The 17,412-nt window shown below is 63.8% G+C and carries 15 protein-coding genes and 1 riboswitch; of the genes, 4 read left to right on the top strand and 11 right to left on the bottom strand.

Annotated features, from left to right (window positions below; all coding sequences use genetic code 11):
• Nucleotides 1-26: 26 nt before the first annotated feature.
• Nucleotides 27-1,760, bottom strand: a complete 1,734-nt coding sequence (locus tag ABD791_RS08585) for a glycerol-3-phosphate dehydrogenase/oxidase (RefSeq protein WP_345064884.1) — start codon at nt 1,758-1,760, stop codon at nt 27-29.
• A 116-nt stretch (nt 1,761-1,876) separates the two neighbouring features.
• On the opposite strand from ABD791_RS08585, the gene ABD791_RS08590 reads away from it, so the two are divergent.
• Entirely contained in the window at nt 1,877-2,872 is a 996-nt protein-coding gene (locus ABD791_RS08590; protein WP_345064887.1) for a sugar-binding transcriptional regulator, read from the top strand.
• A 2-nt stretch (nt 2,873-2,874) separates the two neighbouring features.
• Here the strand turns inward: ABD791_RS08590 and ABD791_RS08595 are convergent, their stop codons facing one another.
• The 8 genes from ABD791_RS08595 to ABD791_RS08630 all read right to left on the bottom strand — a co-directional run bounded on the left by ABD791_RS08595 (nt 2,875) and on the right by ABD791_RS08630 (nt 11,220).
• On the bottom strand, nt 2,875-3,924 hold the full coding sequence (locus ABD791_RS08595; RefSeq protein WP_345064890.1) for a DUF2804 domain-containing protein: 1,050 nt from the start codon (nt 3,922-3,924) through the stop codon (nt 2,875-2,877).
• Between the two features lie 2 nt (nt 3,925-3,926).
• On the bottom strand, nt 3,927-4,790 hold the full coding sequence (locus ABD791_RS08600; RefSeq protein ID WP_345064893.1) for a carbohydrate ABC transporter permease: 864 nt from the start codon (nt 4,788-4,790) through the stop codon (nt 3,927-3,929).
• The gene (locus ABD791_RS08605; RefSeq protein ID WP_345064895.1) at nt 4,787-5,734 is read right to left on the bottom strand and encodes a carbohydrate ABC transporter permease; all 948 of its coding nucleotides are present in this window, start codon (nt 5,732-5,734) and stop codon (nt 4,787-4,789) included. Before ABD791_RS08605 ends, ABD791_RS08600 begins: the two co-directional genes overlap by 4 nt.
• Before the next feature lie 4 nt (nt 5,735-5,738).
• Entirely contained in the window at nt 5,739-7,118 is a 1,380-nt protein-coding gene (locus tag ABD791_RS08610; RefSeq protein ID WP_345064898.1) for an ABC transporter substrate-binding protein, read from the bottom strand.
• Between the two features lie 149 nt (nt 7,119-7,267).
• A complete protein-coding gene (locus ABD791_RS08615; RefSeq protein ID WP_345064901.1) occupies nt 7,268-8,251 on the bottom strand; it encodes a sugar-binding transcriptional regulator in 984 nt (327 codons plus the stop codon).
• Between the two features lie 43 nt (nt 8,252-8,294).
• Nucleotides 8,295-9,452 (bottom strand): acyl-CoA dehydrogenase family protein, encoded by a 1,158-nt coding sequence (locus ABD791_RS08620; RefSeq protein ID WP_345064904.1) that lies wholly within the window; start codon nt 9,450-9,452, stop codon nt 8,295-8,297.
• A complete protein-coding gene (locus ABD791_RS08625) occupies nt 9,449-10,759 on the bottom strand; it encodes a CaiB/BaiF CoA transferase family protein (RefSeq protein ID WP_345064907.1) in 1,311 nt (436 codons plus the stop codon). The genes ABD791_RS08620 and ABD791_RS08625 overlap by 4 nt, the downstream gene beginning before the upstream one ends.
• Entirely contained in the window at nt 10,756-11,220 is a 465-nt protein-coding gene (locus tag ABD791_RS08630; protein ID WP_345064910.1) for a MaoC family dehydratase, read from the bottom strand. The genes ABD791_RS08625 and ABD791_RS08630 overlap by 4 nt, the downstream gene beginning before the upstream one ends.
• A 114-nt stretch (nt 11,221-11,334) precedes the next feature.
• Between ABD791_RS08630 and ABD791_RS08635 the strand changes: the two genes are divergently transcribed.
• Both ABD791_RS08635 and fabG read left to right on the top strand, forming a co-directional pair.
• Nucleotides 11,335-12,540 (top strand): acyl-CoA dehydrogenase family protein, encoded by a 1,206-nt coding sequence (locus tag ABD791_RS08635; protein ID WP_345064912.1) that lies wholly within the window; start codon nt 11,335-11,337, stop codon nt 12,538-12,540.
• A gap of 33 nt (nt 12,541-12,573) precedes the next feature.
• Nucleotides 12,574-13,347, top strand: a complete 774-nt coding sequence (fabG, locus tag ABD791_RS08640; RefSeq protein ID WP_345064916.1) for a 3-oxoacyl-ACP reductase FabG — start codon at nt 12,574-12,576, stop codon at nt 13,345-13,347.
• A 236-nt stretch (nt 13,348-13,583) separates the two neighbouring features.
• On the opposite strand, the gene ABD791_RS08645 is transcribed toward fabG, so the two are convergent.
• Together ABD791_RS08645 and ABD791_RS08650 are read right to left on the bottom strand one after the other, a co-directional pair.
• The gene (locus ABD791_RS08645) at nt 13,584-14,366 is read right to left on the bottom strand and encodes a FadR/GntR family transcriptional regulator (RefSeq protein ID WP_345064919.1); all 783 of its coding nucleotides are present in this window, start codon (nt 14,364-14,366) and stop codon (nt 13,584-13,586) included.
• 38 nt (nt 14,367-14,404) lie between these two features.
• Nucleotides 14,405-15,832 carry an NAD-dependent succinate-semialdehyde dehydrogenase gene (locus ABD791_RS08650; protein ID WP_345064922.1) on the bottom strand — a complete coding sequence of 476 codons (1,428 nt, stop codon included), beginning with the start codon at nt 15,830-15,832 and terminating at the stop codon, nt 14,405-14,407.
• 283 nt (nt 15,833-16,115) lie between these two features.
• A riboswitch (FMN riboswitch) is annotated at nt 16,116-16,262 on the top strand.
• A gap of 93 nt (nt 16,263-16,355) precedes the next feature.
• Between ABD791_RS08650 and ribD the strand changes: the two genes are divergently transcribed.
• Nucleotides 16,356-17,411: a bifunctional diaminohydroxyphosphoribosylaminopyrimidine deaminase/5-amino-6-(5-phosphoribosylamino)uracil reductase RibD gene (gene ribD / locus ABD791_RS08655; protein ID WP_345064925.1), complete on the top strand. Its 1,056-nt coding sequence runs from the start codon at nt 16,356-16,358 to the stop codon at nt 17,409-17,411.
• Nucleotide 17,412 lies beyond the last annotated feature (1 nt).

The raw sequence follows: 17,412 nt of genomic DNA on the forward strand, positions 1-17,412 counted from the left end.
TCAGTGACCCCTCCGGCCGGTCACGCTCAGGCGCTCGCGAGGGCCTCCTGGCGGTGCGGTGCCAGCACAACGCCGTGTGCTTCGGCGAGTTCCTGAACAGCAGCGGCGATCTCGGCGGTCGCCTGCACATCGTCCCAGCCGAGCACCGGTGCGACAAGCCCGGCGATCTCGGTGAGCAGGTCGAGGCTCAGGCCTCCGACGAAGGCCATACTGGTGCGGCGCAGAAGCACATCGACCAGGTGCACCACTGACTCGCTGGCCGCGAGGTACTCGATTTCCCGGCGGGAGTAGTCGGCGTTGTGACGGAGCGGCGCATCTGGCGCTTCGACAATCGAGGCGATCACGTCGGCAGCCCTGGTTCCGTAGCGGGCGAGCAGAGTGGTGGCACGCGGCACGCCCACCTCGTCGCCGTGCGCGGTCACCCAGACCTGGTGCGCGGCATCCGTGGTCGGAAAGCCCTTGCCGCCGCCGATGGCGAGGCCTTCGGTCGAGACGACGCGCGGCAGGTTGAGCAGGGTCAGGATGTCGCCGCTCAGGTGCTCAGCGAGGGCGCGGAAGGTGGTCCACTTGCCACCGACGAGGCTGAGCAGCGTGCCGGCGCGGGCGCCGAGCGGACGGGACTCGATGCGGTAGTCGCGGGAGACGAAACCGGGCGCTTCGTCGTCGTGCCGCGGAAGCGGGCGCACACCGGAGAAACGGTAGACGATGTCGGAGCGGTCGACGGCGACCTGCGGAAAAACGTGCGCGACGAGTTCGAAGAAGTAGTCGACCTCGGCCTCAGTGCAGCGGATGGGCTGGGTCATGTCGTGCTCAAGGTCGGTGGTTCCGACCAGAACGCGGCCCTTGAGCGGGTAGATCAGCACGATGCGTCCGTCGCTGTGCTCGAAGAAGATCTCCCGCCCGCCCGTTGCGGCCAGAAGTGCCGGGTTGTCGAGCACGACGTGTGAGCCCTTGGTACCGCCCATGAAGGTGCTGGCTTCGCCGAGCGCCTGATTGGTGAGGTCTGTCCACGGTCCGCTGGTGTTGACCACGATGTCGGCGGCAAAGCTGAATTCCTCGCCGGTGACGGTGTCACGCAGGCGCACACCATCCGCATCCATTCCGACAGCCTCGACATAGTTGGCGGCCCGAGCGTGCGGGCCGGCGTCGAGACCGTCGCGCAGCACGTCGAGGGCCAGTCGCTCAGGATCGTGCATCGATGCGTCGTAGTAGGTGGCCGTGTACTTGAGTGCCGGGTTCAGCTCGGGAAGCTGGCGCAGCGACTCCTTCGCACCGCGGAACTCGTGCCGGGGCACGCTGCCGCCGTCGCGCGAGAAGGAGTCGTAGAGGCCGAGGCCGAGCTTGATCAGCAGCGCACCGCGTTCCTGCGGCTTGCCCTGCTTGTGGGTGAGAAAACGCAGTGGGGCCGACAGCACACCGGAGAAGGTCGAGAAGATCGGCACGGTGGTCTTCAGCGGCTTGACGTAGTGCGGGGCGATCTTGATCAGCCCGTTGCGTTCTTCAACCGATTCCTTGACCAGACGGAATTCGCCATTTTCGAGGTAGCGGATGCCGCCGTGAATCATGTGCGACGACGCGGCCGATGCGCCGGAGACGTAGTCACCGCGATCGACGATCGTCACATCGACGCCCTGCAGGGCCAGGTCGCGGAATGTCGCAATGCCGTTGATCCCCGCACCGATGACGAGCACCTGGGCGTTCGGACGCTCCGTGAGAGCTGACGTTGATTTTGACCTTGGCGTGACGTTTGAAGACTTCACGGACTCACCTCTACTGTCGTGTCGGCTTGCAGCGGGGCGAGCCGTGTGTATGAATACAGCTTGAACAATCCGTCACAAACGGTCAAGCTGGATGAACATACGTGCAAGGAGTCACAATGGGTCTGACAGACGACGAAATGCAGTCCGATCGCACCCGCGGTGCGCTCACTGCCGCACACCTGTATTACATGCAGGACCTGACAATGGATGCGATCGCGCAGGAGCTCCACACCTCCCGATCCTCGATTTCACGCCTTCTCAGCCATGCTCGGGCCAGCGGATTGGTGGACATCCAGATCCACTCCCCCCTCGAGTTGCCTGCTCGCCTGCAGAGCGAGATTCTCACCAAGTTCGGGGTCACCGCGCACGTCGTTCCGGTGCCAGACCAGGTCAGTGACGTCGACAGGTTGAACCGTGTCGCGCTCTCCACTGCACGTATTCTCGGACAGTTCTTTGACTCGAACATGTCAATGGGAATCGCGTGGGGTTCAACGGTCAGCGCGATCTCGCGCCACTTGGTTCCGAAGCAAACCCACAATTCGCACATTGTGCAGCTGAACGGCGCAGGCAATACCCGCACGACCGGCATCGGCTACGCGAGCGAGATTCTGCGGCGATTCGGCGACTCGTACGGCGCCCACGTTCAGCAGTTTCCTGTGCCGGCATTCTTCGATGACCCCGGAACGAAATCGGCGATGTGGCGAGAGCGCAGCACGCAGCGCCTGTTGGAACTCCAATCGAAGATGGATGTCGTTCTGTTCGGCATCGGATCTCCGTTCGCCGAGATTCCCAGTCACGTCTACAGCGGCGGCTACCTCGAGTCGGCAGACTACGACGAGCTGAGTCAAGACGGGGTCGTCGGCGATGTGGCGACCGTCTTCTATCGCTCAGACGGCTCGACGGACGGGATCGCCTTGAACGCTCGCGGAACGGGCCCCGAGTTCAGCGTGCTCCGTCGAATCCCGCGGCGTATCTGCGTCGTATCTGGCCGATCAAAGGTCTCGAGTCTGCTCGGAGCGCTTCGAGCAGGACTCGTGACCGATGTGATTCTCGACGAAGGCACGGCCCGGTTGCTGTTGGAATCCGCCGACAGCACACCGACCCGCGAGTAGCGCTACCAGCGGCGGGCGACCTCTTCAGCCCACCCGAAGACCCGTTCGACCCGGTAAACCCGACCCGATTCCGAGGTCACCGTTCCGTCGAAGTAGCCGAAGACCTGATCTTCCCTGCTGAGAAAGATCAGTCGGTTGTAGCGGGATGCCCGGTTGTAGACGGGCGTGAAGTGGAGGTCGACTCTGTCGCTCGTGATCGTCCACGGTGCGAGCCAGTCTGACGTGTCATAGTTCCAGTCGATGTCGGAGCTGATCTTCTCGATTCGGCCGTCGATGCGCAGTGCGTTCTCGGTCGACGGGGTGCCGTCGGTCCATTTTGCCCCGAACTGCAGACCGATCTCATGGCCATCGGTTGTTCCGCTGCCGGATGCCCAGTTCCACAGAATCGAGTACGGCCACCGGCCGCGACCGTGATCAAGCGTCGCATACGCGCCTTCGCCGCGCTCGATGGCGTGCTGGACTCCGTCGACGGAGATGACACCCTGCACCTGCAGGCAGTTGTCTTTGCGCGTGTATTGAAAGCGTCGGTCGTCCCACGGAACGACAACCCCCATGAACTCATGGTCGCGCGGCTCGAAGACGTCGAGTTCGGCGCTCAGTCGCTCGCCGACGAGGGAGAGGTGGGTGCCCGTCGCCGTGGGAGTCATCCGAATTGTCAGCCGTTTGCCCTTGCCCTCCATGGGAATGACCCCCGTCACGCCGGGCAGAGCGTTCTTGCGCGGTGGCAACCACCGCACCTCGACCTCAGACACCGCCGTCAGGGTGTGCAGGTCGAGGGAGAAGGCAGCCAACGTCGACCGATAGTCAGAATGGGAGATGTTGAGCGCGAAGACCTGGGTGGGGGTCGCAATGCACCAATATTCAAAGCGCTTGTTGCGCCCCCAACCCCGGAGGTTCGGGCGAACCATGGCGCTGCGACTCCAGCCGACGGCCTGCGGATTCAGCCTTCCGTTCGGCAGGCAGAGATCAACAGGTTCGAGAAGTTCGATTTCGTGCTTCGCCACTGTCTGGGCGCGGCCATTACCAGTGCGACTGTCGTGCGTGCGGCTCATCGTTATCCCTTTGTCGCGCTCTCGGCGAGTCCCTTGACCAGCCACTTTTGCACCAGCAGAGCGAACACGATCAGGGGAAGAACCGTAATCGTACCGACGGCGGCCAGCTGACCCCACATCGCACCGTTCTCGGTGTCGGCGGCCATGCCTGCGATCGCGACCGGAATCGTCGCCGCATTGCGGTTGGTCAGAACGAGGGCGAACAACAGTTCTTCCCACGCCAGAATGACGCTGAAGATCAGAGTCGAGATGAGGCCCGGCATCGAAATGGGCACGATGATCCGAAAGAACGCGCCGAGCCGGGAGGTGCCGTCGATCATCGCCGACTCTTCGAGCTCCTTCGGCAGCGCCAGGAAGAACGACCGCATCAGCCACATCACATAGGGAATGAGGAAGGTGCAGTAGGCCAGGATCAGGGTGATGTGCAGGTCGGTGATGTTGAGTTTGCGCGCGACCAGAAACATCGGCACGGCGAGGGCGATCGGCGGCACTCCGCGTGAGACCAGGATGAGCACGCCGATTGTCGCTGCCCCCTTGATCCGCAGGCGCGACAGCGCATACCCGGCCATCGCACCGGCGACGACCGAGAGAACCGAGGCGCCGATCGCGACGATCACGGTATTCATCATGCGGTGCGGGATGTCCGCGGCATCCATGTAGCTGCCGTAGTTCGAGAAGGTGATGGGGGCGAAGAACGACGGCGGCGTGGTGAAGATGTCCGTCGGAAGTTTGAATGAGGTGGCGACCATCCAGATCACCGGAACGAGAAAGAGGAAGCAGGCGACCACGCCGGAGATGATCCTGACGTTGGCCCCTGTGCGACTCTTCAAACGTTTGCGGGTGGGTCGGAGCGTGAGAGTGCTCAAAACCTGTCCTCCAATTTCTTGCTCATGGCCAGGAAGATGAGCGTGAGTATCACCGTGATGATGAGGATGATCACGGCCATCGCCGACGATTCTCCGAACTTGAGCGAGCGGAACGCCTGTTCGTAGATATACAGGTTTACGACGTTGGTCGACTGTCCAGGCCCACCGCGGGTGGCGGCGAGGGCGATGTCGAACATCTTGACGGCACCGAGCCAGCGCACGACGAAGGTGGCGGCAATGATCGGTGCCAGCAACGGCATCGTGATGTAACGCAGCGTCTGCCACCAGCGGGTGCCATCGACGGCCGCGGCTTCGAAGACATCCTGCGGCAGCGCCATCAGAGCGGCGGATGCGATCAGCACGATGAACGGGGTCCAGCGCCAGGTGTCGATCATGACGATGCTGACCATGGCCAGGGTCGGGTCTCCCAGCCAGTCAACGGTCGGCAGTCCGACCAGACTTCCCATCCAGTTGAAGACGCCCCAGAGCGGGTCGAGGAGCATTTTCCAGACCCCACCGGCAACAACGGGAACGATGACCATGGGGATGAGGAAGAGGGCGCGGATTAGGCCGCGCCCCCTCCACTCGGCATTGATGAGGAATGCGATCCCAAAACCGAGGAACATCTGAATCGGGAGGGCCAGCACCAGATAGATGGCGGTGACCTTCATCGAGTTCAAGAAACCGCGGTCAGTGAGCACTGTGGCGTAATTCTCCCAGCCCACCCATTCGGAGGGGGCAAAGGTCGCCAGGTCCAACTTCGCAAAGCTGATCTGCACCGTGTACAAGAGCGGGTACGCGAGCACAGCGAGGAGCAGGACTGCAGCGGGGACCATAAACGTCCAGCGGTCGAAGAAATCGAGTACTCGATACTTCTGGAATCGTCGACCGGACTTCGACTGCGCAAGACCGCTGATCGGCTTTGCAATTTGGATCGCATTCATAGTGTTACTTCAGGAGTTTCGTGATGTCGGCGGACATGGTGTCCACTGCTTCTTGTGCGGTGATCTGGCCGGGGATGGCTTCGCCTGTCTGGTCAGCAAGGATCTGCTGCACAGCGTCGGATTCGACCATGCGCGGGCGCCACATCTGTCCAGCGTCGACGGCCTCGAAGCCTTCCTTGATCGCGGCGAAGACCGGAACGAGCCATTCCTGCTCCGGAGTCGAGTTCAGGGTCGACTGGCGCGCGGGGAAGACTCCCAGGGTGTTCGACTGCCATTTCTCGCCGGCCTTCGAGGTCAGCCACTGCACGAGAGCCCAGGATGCCTCGGGGTGGGCGCTCTTGGAGCTGATCGCTGCGCTCCACACACCGCGGTGTGCGCCGGCGGATGCGCTGCCGACGGGGAGAGTCTGGATGCCGACCTGCTCAGGGGTGAGCGTGGTCGTTGTCGGGTCGACAGCGGTTCCACGGTAGACGCTTCCCCAGGTGAACATCGTGGCGAGGCGGCCCTGACGGAATGCCTCGAGCGGCTCGTTGAACTGCCAGGTTGACGCTCCGGGAGGGGCGTACTGCAGCAGATCCATCTGGGTCTGAAGCGCTTCGACGCCCTTCTTGTTGTCGAAGGCAACCGTGCCGTCATCGTCGAGCAGCTTTCCGCCATTCGAGTTCAGAATCGTCTGCCAGATTGTCGGCGTCAGGCTGTCGCGCACGAAGTAGGTTCCGACAGCCCAGGCGTCGACGGCGCCATCGCCATCGGTGTCCTGCACCAACTTCGGAGCCTGCTCCATGTACTCATCCCAGGTGATCTCCGGGGTGGGCGCCTCAAGGCCGGCCTTTTCATAGAGCGACTTGTTGGTGAACATCATCAACAGGTTGCTGCGTGTGGGAACGCCGTACTGCTTACCGTCCCATTCGCCGGCGGCGAGCGCGGCCGGGTAGAAGTCATCCCAGTCGTAGTCCTCGTCGGTCCACGCGGCAGCGCCGGCCTTCAGGTCAAGCAGCCCACCGGTCGATGCGATCTGCGGAATCCAGTTGTCATCGGCCATCACGATGTCGTAACGCGGCTCCGGCGCTGTCATCTCCAGCAGCGTCTTCGAGAGCTGGTCGCCATAGGGAACACCTTCGATGTTGACCTTGATGTTCGGGAATTCCTTGTTGAACTCCGGAACCATGTTCTCTTGCCACTGCTTGGCGTATCCGTCGTTCGCGATCATGGTGATCTCGACCGGCTTGTCGGCCGTGCCGAGCCCGCCGCCGTCGACGGCAGCAGGAGCATCGTTCGATGCCGTTGCACAACCGCCCAGGCTGAGGGCGAGCGCGGCGGTGACGCCACCGGCGATCAGGGTACGACGCATCCGCCGCCCGTTTCCGTGATTCATCTGCATCATTGCAACCTCATTGTTTTCTGTGGTGGGGATGGAGCTAGGGGGATGGAGCAGCTGTGGGGGCACCGCTTTCACCCACGCTGCAGTGCAGCGGTGGGACTCTGCGGGTGAAGCGGTGGCGCCAGAGTTCGGCTCAGATTACGAGTGGTTAATCACGGCGGCCAAACGCCCTGCACAGGTGTGCAGGAAAGTAGCTGGCGGGCGGTTGATTCGTCGATGATCAGGTCGGTGATGAGCCGTCCGGCCAGGGCGCCGTGCAAACTGGCGAGCTTGCTGGCATCGCTGACGACGCAGATTCGCCGAGGCACCGACCGCAGAAGATCCAGGCTGGGACCGCTCGAGCGAGAGTTCATCGCGATATCGGCCCAGGAGCCGTCCGAGCGGTAGAACACCGTCGCGACATCGCCGACCACGCCCTGCGTCTGCAGCTCGGCGAAGTCGGCAGGGTCGATGTACCCCGACTTGTACACGTGCCCGGGAATGTTGGAGTACGGGTCACCCACGCCGAACAGAGCGACATCCATGCGCGATTGCACATCGAGAACGCGACGGATGCTGCGCTCCTCCCACATCGCAACCCTGGTCGACGGGTTATCGAAGAACGCAGGTGCGGGAAACTGTTGCACGTAGGCGCCATAGGCATCACCGAAACGGTGCAGGATCTCGCTGGCGTAGACGATGCCGGTGCTGCGGGTGTGGGCGGCGCCATTGAGCTGAACGATCGTCGAATTGTGGGTGGTTTTCGGCACCACGTGTCGGCTGACTGCGCTGATCGTTGATCCCCACGCGACACCGATGGTCGCGTTCGATCCGACGAACATGTTCAGCAGACGGGCAGCGCTCCCGGCCACCCGTTCGAGCCGGTCGGCGCTGTTCACCTGGTCAGGCACCGGCACGATGTAGGCGTTCACCCCGAAGGCAACCTTGAGACTGTGTTGCAGACGAGGAATGCGCTCGTGCGGCGACTTGACCTGAATGTCGACGAACCCGCTCTTGCGCGCATAGGAGATGAGCCGCGAGACCGATGATCGCGACGTGCCCAGCTCCTCGGCGATGGCCCCCATGGTGAGGTCCTGGATGTAGTAGAGATGTGCGGCTTTCAGCGCCGACTTCGTCTGCTCTGCGATCTCGGTCATGCGGCACCTCCCCTCGTGCTGCTCGCTACGGCTCGGTGCGTCATCAGAACGCCGCCAAGCCGGTCAGCGCCCGGCCGAGGATGAGGGTGTGGATGTCGTCGGTGCCTTCGTAGGTGCGCACGGATTCAAGGTTGGCCATGTGTCGCATCACCGGGAACTCCGAGGTGATCCCGTCACCGCCGAGGAGTGATCGTGCCGTCGATGCGATGGCGATCGCTTCGCGCACGTTGTTGAGTTTTCCGACGCTGATCTGTTCGGGGGTGAGCGTTCCGCGCTCTTTCTGACGACCGATGTGCAGGGCCAGCAGCATCCCCTTTTCGTACTCGACGAACATCTCGGCCAGCTTCTGCTGCACCAGTTGGTTTGCACCGAGGGGACGACCGAAAACGCTGCGCTCGGTGGAACGGGTGACGGCAGCGTTCAGGCAGGAGCGGGCTGCGCCCATTACTCCCCACACGATGCCGAACCGCGCCTCGTTCAAGCAGCTGAGTGCCGCGGAGAGCCCCGTGACGCCGGGCAGGAGCGCATCGCCAGAGACGCGAACGGAGTTGAACTCCACGTCGCACTGCACGGATGCCCGCATGGACAGCTTCGTGTCGATCGGGCGGGCCACGAAACCGTCGGCGTCAGTGGGAACGATGAAGCCACGGATGCCCTCGTCGGTGCGGGCCCAGACAATGGCGAGGTCGGCCTCAGAGGCCAACCCGATCCACCGCTTCGTGCCCGTGATCACCCAACCATCGCCGTCTCGGTCGGCTCTGGTCACCATGGCAGCGGGATCACTGCCTCCGTGCGGTTCGGTGAGGGCGAAGCACCCGAGCACCGCTCCGGTCGCCATATGCGGAAGAAACTCTTGCTTCTGCTGCTCTGAACCGAAATGCCAGATGGCCGACATCGCCAGTGAGCCTTGCACGGAGACCAGAGTGCGCCATCCGCTGTCGACTGCTTCAAACTCCAGGCAGGCGAGGCCATAGCTGACGGCACTCGCCCCGGCACAGCCGTAGCCGGTGAGGTGCATTCCGAGGAATCCGCCGGCGCCGAGCTCGGCGACGATCTCCCGCCGAAAATGCTTGTTCTCGAAGTCGGCGTCGATGACGGGCGCAATCAGCGTCGTGGCCAGGTCGCGGGCACGCGTCTGCCAGTCGATCTCTGCGGGCGAGAGCAGAGCGGTGAGATCGAAGAGGTCGTCGATGCGGTTCACTGGGCGTCTCCTTCGACGTTCGCTGTCTCTGTGCTTGTCGCTTCTGTGCTTGTCGCTTCTGTGCTTGTCGCTTCTGTGCTTGTCGCTTCTGTGCTTGTCGTTTCTGTGCCCGCTGTTTCTGGGGCCGCCGGCCGCCGGGCGTTCAGCCAGTCCATGACCAGCCCGTGTGCACTGCCGAGAAGCGGTGGGGCGACCTCGTAGCTCGCCGGGGTGCGCGAATAGCTCACCGGATGCCGAATGGTGCGGATCGCGCGCTCGTCGGTTCCCGCGACAACAATCGGCTCCAGACCGATCTGGTCGGCAAAGTCGATGCCCTGCCCCAGGGTGTTGATCGGGGCGCAGGGAACGCCGAGCGCCGTCAACTCATCGAACCAGTGCTGCACCGACTCGGTAATCAACCGGCGGCGAAGAAGGATGCGCAAGTCATCGCGGTGGGTGTTGCGCCCGAGCACGGTCTGAAAGCGGACATCGTCTGCCAACTCGGGCACCTCGACCAACGTACAGAGGCGCCGAAACTGCGCGTCGTTGCCGACGGCGACGATGATGTCACCATCGGCAGCCGGGAACGGCTCGTAGGGGTAGAGGCTCGGATGCTGGTTACCCATGCGGGTGGGAACGACACCGGCCATCGCGTACGCGGCTGACTGGTTGACCAGGCTCGACAGCGCAGACGTCAGGAGGTTGAGTTCGATCTGTTGGCCGGCGCCCGTTTCGTCGCGATGGTGGAGTGCGCCGAGAATTCCGATGGCGGTGTGCATCCCCGTCATCACATCGAACAGGGCAACGCCGACGCGATACGGCTCGGTCTCTGCGCCGCCGGTCAGGCTCATCATTCCCGAGATGGCCTGCACGCTGAGGTCGTACCCGGCATACTTCGCGCCGAGTCCGGTTCCAAAGCCCGTGATCGAGGCATAGATGAGGCCGGCGTGATCCGCCGACACCGTGTCGTAGTCGAGACCGAAGCGAGCCATTCCGCCCGCCTTGAAATTCTCGACGACAACATCGGCGTGAGAAATCAACTCGGCGGCCGTTGCCTGATCGGCCGGGTCGGCCAGGTCAAGCACAACGGAGTGCTTGTTGCGGTTCACGGAGAGAAAGTAGGTGGCCTCATCATCGACGACCGGGGGCATCCACGATCGAGTGTCGTCGCCGGCAGGGCTTTCGACTTTGATGATCGTGGCGCCCATGTCTCCGAGAAGCATGGTGCAGTAGGGGCCGGCGAGCACCCGGGTGAAGTCGACAATGACAACCCCGCTCAGCGGACCGCTGCGTGGCTGGTCGAACTCATGGGTGTGCGACTCGCTCATGCGTGCTGCTCCGGGCTGATTAGGGTGAGCGTCTCGGCCACGCACGCCGGTTTGTCGCTGCCTTCAAGCTCGATTTCGTGTCGAATCGTCACCATCACCCCTGCGGGCGACGGAACAACGGAGAGCAACTGTGCTCGATCGCGGATGCGGGCCCCCGGACTCACGCGGGCGGGAAACCGCACTCGGTTGAAGCCGTAGTTCACGGTCTTCGAGATCCCGGTGATCGCATACGCCTTGCGGGACAGCTGCGGAATCAGCGAGAGAGTGAGCAGCCCGTGAGCGACCGTTGCGCCGAACCCGCTGGCCGCCGCGCGCTCGGCGTCGACGTGAATCCACTGGTGATCGCCCGTCGCATCAGCAAACGCGTCAATGTGCTGCTGCTCGATAGCCATCCACTGACTCATCCCCAGCTCGGCACCGACGAGCGTCTCAAGCTCGCTCACTCCCGCGATGGCACGCACCCGACGACTCCTGTTCCGCGGCTGACAGGAGAACGTCAGCGCATTAGTGTAATTAGTATACTAAACCCACTTAGCCCTGATGTCTACCTGAATCACGGGACCCCACCACGACCGATGAATGCGCAGGACATGCTCAGCACGCCGATCAATCTCGACTTCTACCTTCTGAACGATCTTCTCAGTGATGACGAGCGCGCTCTTGTCGCGCGGGTCAGGACGTTCGTCGACACCGAACTCCTCCCTGTCATCAACGACTACTGGGAGCGCGCCGAGTTTCCGATGCAACTCGTGCCCCGGCTGGCGGAGCTCGGCATCATCGGCACGACGATCGAGGGGTACGGATGCCCCGGAATGTCGCGTCTCGCTGCGGGCATGGTGGCCTTGGAGATGTCGCGCGGCGACGGCAGCATCAACACGTTTCTGGGAGTGCAATCCGGCCTGTCGATGGGGTCGATCAACCTGCTCGGCAGCGAGGAGCAGAAGCAACGCTGGCTTCCGCAGATGGCAACCCTCGACAAGATCGGCGCTTTCGCCCTCACCGAGCCTGACCACGGTTCTGACTCCGTCGCCTTGGAAACCACGGCACGACTCGACGGCGACCACTACGTCATCGACGGCCACAAACGGTGGATCGGCAACGGTCACATCGCCGATGTCGTCGTGCTCTGGGCGCGCGACGTCGCAGACAACAAGGTCAAGGCATTCATCGTCGAGAAGGATGCCGCCGGCGCCTATCCGCACGGCTATGTGCCCGAAGTGATCACCGGAAAAGTCGGCAAGCGGGCGATTCTGCAGGCCGACATCCGAATTGACGGGCTGCGGGTTCCCGTCGCCAACAAGCTCGCATACGCCGAGTCATTCCGCGATGCCAGCACGGTGCTGGCAGCCACGCGAAGCGGCGCCGCGTGGGAGGCCGTCGGGCACGCCACCGCCGCATACGAGGCTGCGGCGCGCTACGCGATGGAACGCATCCAATTCGGCAAGCCGATCGCCGCACATCAGCTGGTGCAGAACAAGCTCGCCAATATGCTCACCGAACTCACCGCCATGCAGCTGATCTGTTTTCGCGTCGCCCAGCTTGCCGACCTCGGCCAGCTCACCGGACCCATGTCGTCGCTGGCGAAGATGCACACCGCACAGAAGGGTCGCTGGATCTGTTCGTCGGCGCGAGATCTCCTGGGCGGCAACGGCTTGCTTCTCGACAATCACGTTGCCCGCCATCTGACCGACATGGAAGTTGTGCACACCTACGAGGGCACCGACTTTATTCAGTCGCTTCTGATCGGCCGAGATATCACCGGCATCTCGGCCTTCAGATAGGCCGCGAGCCCCATTTTCGAACCGAGGAGAATCATGACTTTTCAGAACAAGAGCGCCATCGTCACCGGCGCCGCACAAGGAATCGGGGCTGCTACAGCCCTCCGTCTTGCGGCAGGCGGATGCGTCGTCGGCGTCGCCGATATCAATGCAGAGGCCGCGCAGGCCACGGCCGAGCGGATCTCTGCCGACGAACGGGTGGCCGCCGCCGGAGGCCGAGCGGTGGCACTTGCCGTCGACGTCACAGACGAGAACGCCGTCACCGACGCATTCGATCGCTTCGCCGGCGCACACGGCGGTCTCAGCATCCTGGTCAACAACGCCGGCATCACCCGGGACAATCTGCTGTTCAAGATGAGCGCCGCCGAATGGAATCTGGTGCTGAGCACCAATCTCACGAGCGCCTATCTGTGCACGAGCGCGGCACAGCGTTTCATGGTCAACGCGAAGTACGGGCGAATCGTGAACTTGAGCAGTCGTTCGGCGCTCGGAAACCGGGGGCAAGCCAATTACGCGGCAGCCAAGGCCGGCATTCAAGGGCTGACTGCGACCCTGGCCATCGAACTTGGCCCGTTCAATATCACCGTCAACGCCGTCGCGCCCGGGTACATCGCCACACCGATGACGGAGGCCACCGCAGAGCGGCTGGGCTTCGACGCCGTCGAACACCAGCGCATCGTTGCGGAGCGCACTCCGCTCGGCCGGGTCGGTCAACCAGACGAGGTCGCCGCCGCCATCGCGTTCTTCGCGAGTGACGACGCCTCCTACGTGTCGGGTCAGACTCTCTACATCAATGGGGGCGCGCGCTAGAGAGCCCAGCCGCCGTTGGTCGAGGAGCGAGCGCCAGTGAGTGTCTCGAGACCTCTCGAGCCGATGTTCGAACTCACGCCGAGTTCAAGGATTGGCTCGCGAGATCTCGAGACGCGGCCTCCTGCGTCGGCTGCTCCTCGATCAACGAAACGGTCGCGCGGGTCGGCTGCCGCTGCGCGGGTCGGGGCCGACCCGCGTGGCGGCGCCCGACCCGCGTGGCGACCCGGCAGCTCGCGCTAGCGTGCGACGCGCGGCGGCCAATCCCCGGCCCTGAGCACTGTCGCATCCAGGTTGCCCCTGGAATCGACGACTGCCTCGAACGCGCGCAGATGCTTCTCCATGGCAGAGGCGGCCCGGTCGCCGCGGCCGGCGGCGATGTGTTCGACAACTCGTCGGTGGGCGGCATGAGCGCCGTGGAGGTCGGCAGAGTCGAGCCCCTCCTCTGGAGTGTGCCAGGCGGCGATCTCCAGAATCACCTTGACGGTGACTCGATAGAACTCATTTCCGCACGCCTCGGCAATCAGATCGTGAAACGACACGACGGAGTCGAGCGGGCCCAGATCTTCCGCGGTCGCGCGCACCATGCCCGCGATCTGCTCCGGCGTGGCTGCGGATGCCGCGAGACGCGCCGCCTGCGGCTCGACCACACAGCGAAACTCGAACAGCTCCCGCAACGTGGCATCGGAGAGCGCAAGCAGCACAGCCATCGAGCGCGTGCTCTGATTGACGTCTGGTCGGCTGACCTGGATCCCGCCCTGCGGTCCGCGCCGAGTGACGATGAGCCCCTCTGACTCGAGGAGGCGCAATGCCTCGCGCACCGTCGCCCGGCTGTAGCCAGTGGTGTCGATCAGCTCGCTCTCACCCGGAAAGTTGGTGCCACTGGGCAATTTGCGTCGCAAGATGTCGTTGCGCAGATCGTTCGCGAGCAGCGACGACGCTTTGGGAATTCGGGACTTCGGCCAGGGCTTCGCGACTGCATCCGTCGATCGCATTGTGTCGCCCCCCTCGTTGCTCACCATTGTCGTCTCATCCTTGTAGTTTCATGTCTGCAGTTCGGTCATGCGCGCGGCCCGATCCCGAGCGCGATGGTCTTCGAGTGCAGATAAGAGTCCAACGCCTCCGTGCCGTTCTCTGCGCCGATTCCCGACAGATTCACTCCGGAGAACGGCACCTGGGCCAGGCTCACCGAGAAGGAGTTCACGCCGACCATTCCGACTTCCAGCTCTTCCGACGCCCGCGTCGCGGTGGTCAGATCGTTGGTGAACAGATACCCGGCGAGCCCATAGGGAGTGCTGTTGGCCCGCTCGATGGCTTCGCCGAAACTGCTGAACGTCGAAATCGGCGCCACCGGACCGAAGGGTTCAGTCTGCATGATCGCGGCGTCGTCAGGCACGTCGAGGAGCACCGTCGGAGAGTAGAAGGAGCCAGGGAGCTCGGGGATGCGCGCTCCCCCGACGGCGACGGTCGCCCCGTGCGCCACGGCATCCGCCACGAGCTCTTCGACGGCCACGAGCCGCCGCTCACTCGTCAACGGTCCGACCTGGGAGCCCTCGTCGAGTCCTGGACCCACCCGAAGTGCAGCGGCCACCGCGATGAACTCGGCGATGAACGCTTCGGCAATGCTGTCGTGCACGTAGAAGCGCGTGGGCGCGACGCATACCTGTCCGGCATTTCGAAACTTGCCGATCGCACACATCCGCGCGGCCGCAATCGGGTCGGCATCGGCGAAGACGAGCACGGGGGCATGCCCGCCGAGTTCCATCGACACATTGGTGATGTTGTCGGCGGCAGCCTTCATGAGGTGACGGCCCACCTGCACCGATCCGGTGAGGCTCAGTTTCTTGATCACGGGCGAGCTGAGAAGATGCGCGCTGATCTGGGCTGGATCGCCCAACACCACTCCGAGAACACCATCAGGAAGCCCGGCGTCGGTCAGAGCGCGTGCCAGTTCCAGCGCGGCGCTGGGCGCCTCCTCCGCCGGCTTGAGAATGATTGAGCATCCGGCGGCGAGCGCAGGGGCAAGCTTGCGTGCCGGCAACAACGCGGGAAAGTTCCACGGGGTGAACGCCGCAACGGCGCCGACGGGCTCCCGCACCACGAGCAGGCGCAGGTCCGCTTGGGCCGAGCCGACGCTGCGACCGTAGATCCGTTTCGCCTCGTCGGCGTACCAGTCGAACTGGTCGATCGCGGCCCCCACCTCCAGCCGAGCTTCGGCGAGAGTCTTGCCCTGTTCGGTCGTCAGCACACGCGCGATGTCTTCGTGCCGTTCGGCCAGGATCCGGGCGGTGCGTCGCAGCACTGCGCTTCGCTCCCACGGCGTCGTGGCCTTCCATACGGCGGCGCCACGGCTCGCTGCCGCGAGAGCGCGGTCGAGGTCCTCAACGCTGGCCACCGGAATTGTGCTGACGACGGCGCCGTCGGCAGGGTTGATGACGTCCTGTGTGCGCAGGGTCGATGATGCAGTCCAGGTTCCATCGATCAGCATTGATTCGGTCCGCACCTTGGCCGTCACTTTCGTCTCTAGTCCGCCACGGTCACTCCGATGTCGGCGAGGGCACCCGCCACTCCTAGCCCAAGAGTAACGAGTCGCCTCCGAAATGGATGATTCGGTGCACACACGTGCGTCACACGGCCCAACAGCTGCGTTTTCTGCACACTTGTGCTCCCGACAACGCGGCCCGCCCGCGATTGTGTGACGTCACATGCCGCATCTGTTTCGCGGGAATTATCTCGGTTGAGCCTTCGTTGAGCTATAACTGAAGATAAGAAACGTGCTCCGGGGTCGGTGAGAATCCGAACCGGCGGTGAAAGTCCGCGAGCCGAGTCGGTTGAACAGCGAGAGCTGAACAGTCGAGACGGTTGAGCTGGTGAAATTCCAGCACCGACGGTTAAAGTCCGGATGGGAGGCGCACGAGTCGAAAGGTCTGTCAGACCTCTCGACGGGTTTCGTCAACGCTCGACGCCCAAAATCCCCCGGAGTTTCGTTACCGAAACGAATGAGGGTGGAGATGGCGCAGCAGTCAGATCACGAAGCTGCAATTCTCGACGCTGCAACGCTTGAAACTGCAATGCGGCGAGCGTTGGAGTTGGCGACTCAAGGGCCGGCCAGGGGCGTGAATCCTCAGGTCGGCTGCGTGATTCTTGACGCCGACGGCCGGCAGATCGCCGGAGGCTGGCACCGCGGAGCCGGCACCGCCCATGCCGAGGTCGACGCCCTCTCTCAGCTGGCGCCCGGCGCCGCGCGGGGCGCTACGGCAATCGTCACGCTCGAGCCGTGCAACCACACCGGGCGCACCGGCCCCTGCGCCCAGGCTCTCATCGACGCCGGAATCACCCGCGTCGTCTATGCCGTGTCAGATCCGGGTGTTGCCTCAGCGGGTGGTGCCGAGCGGTTGCGCACGGCGGGCGTCGCCGTGCAGGCCGGGCTGCTCGCCGACGAAGCGACGGCGTTGATCGCCGATTGGCTGGCCGCTGCCCGGTTGGGGCGCCCCGTTGTCACACTCAAATGGGCGTCGAGTCTCGACGGACGTGCCGCAGCAGATGATGGCAGCAGCCAGTGGATCACCGGACCGGCGGCCCGTGCCGACGTGCACCGGCGTCGTGCCGCCTCCGATGCGATCATCGTCGGCACCGGCACGGCCCTCGCCGACGATCCGTCACTGACCGCTCGGGATGCCAACGGGGAGTTGCTGAGTGAGCAGCCGGTTCCCGTCGTCATCGGCACGCGCCCCATCCCCGACAGCGCCGCGCTGCGCCGGCACCCACACACGCCGCTGTTCTTCGACACCACTGACCTGGCCTCCGTGCTGCGCGAACTGCATGCCAACGGCATCCGTCACGCCTTCATCGAGGGCGGACCGACACTGGCCAGCGCCTTCGTCGCGGCCGGCCTGGTTGACGAATACCTCATCTATCTCGCACCCACCCTGCTCGGCGGCAGTCGCACCGCACTCGGCGAGATCGGCGTCGGACGCATCGACGAGCAGCACCGCCTCACCATCGACCGCATCGAACAGCTCGGCGACGACTTTCTCGTCGTCGCACGACCAGAGAAAAGGAACTGAC

It is taken from the genome of Glaciibacter kafniensis (assembly GCF_039538945.1).
Lineage (GTDB): Bacteria > Actinomycetota > Actinomycetes > Actinomycetales > Microbacteriaceae > Cryobacterium > Cryobacterium kafniensis.

Coding starts and splice junctions, on each gene's coding strand:
- ABD791_RS08590 (WP_345064887.1), top strand. CDS start 1,877: ATGGGTCTGACAGACGACGAAATGCAGTCCGATCGCACCCGCGGTGCG.
- ABD791_RS08595 (WP_345064890.1), bottom strand. CDS start 3,924: ATGAGCCGCACGCACGACAGTCGCACTGGTAATGGCCGCGCCCAGACA.
- ABD791_RS08605 (WP_345064895.1), bottom strand. CDS start 5,734: ATGAATGCGATCCAAATTGCAAAGCCGATCAGCGGTCTTGCGCAGTCG.
- ABD791_RS08610 (WP_345064898.1), bottom strand. CDS start 7,118: ATGATGCAGATGAATCACGGAAACGGGCGGCGGATGCGTCGTACCCTG.
- ABD791_RS08615 (WP_345064901.1), bottom strand. CDS start 8,251: ATGACCGAGATCGCAGAGCAGACGAAGTCGGCGCTGAAAGCCGCACAT.
- ABD791_RS08625 (WP_345064907.1), bottom strand. CDS start 10,759: ATGAGCGAGTCGCACACCCATGAGTTCGACCAGCCACGCAGCGGTCCG.
- ABD791_RS08635 (WP_345064912.1), top strand. CDS start 11,335: ATGAATGCGCAGGACATGCTCAGCACGCCGATCAATCTCGACTTCTAC.
- fabG (WP_345064916.1), top strand. CDS start 12,574: ATGACTTTTCAGAACAAGAGCGCCATCGTCACCGGCGCCGCACAAGGA.
- ABD791_RS08645 (WP_345064919.1), bottom strand. CDS start 14,366: ATGGTGAGCAACGAGGGGGGCGACACAATGCGATCGACGGATGCAGTC.
- ABD791_RS08650 (WP_345064922.1), bottom strand. CDS start 15,832: ATGCTGATCGATGGAACCTGGACTGCATCATCGACCCTGCGCACACAG.
- ribD (WP_345064925.1), top strand. CDS start 16,356: ATGGCGCAGCAGTCAGATCACGAAGCTGCAATTCTCGACGCTGCAACG.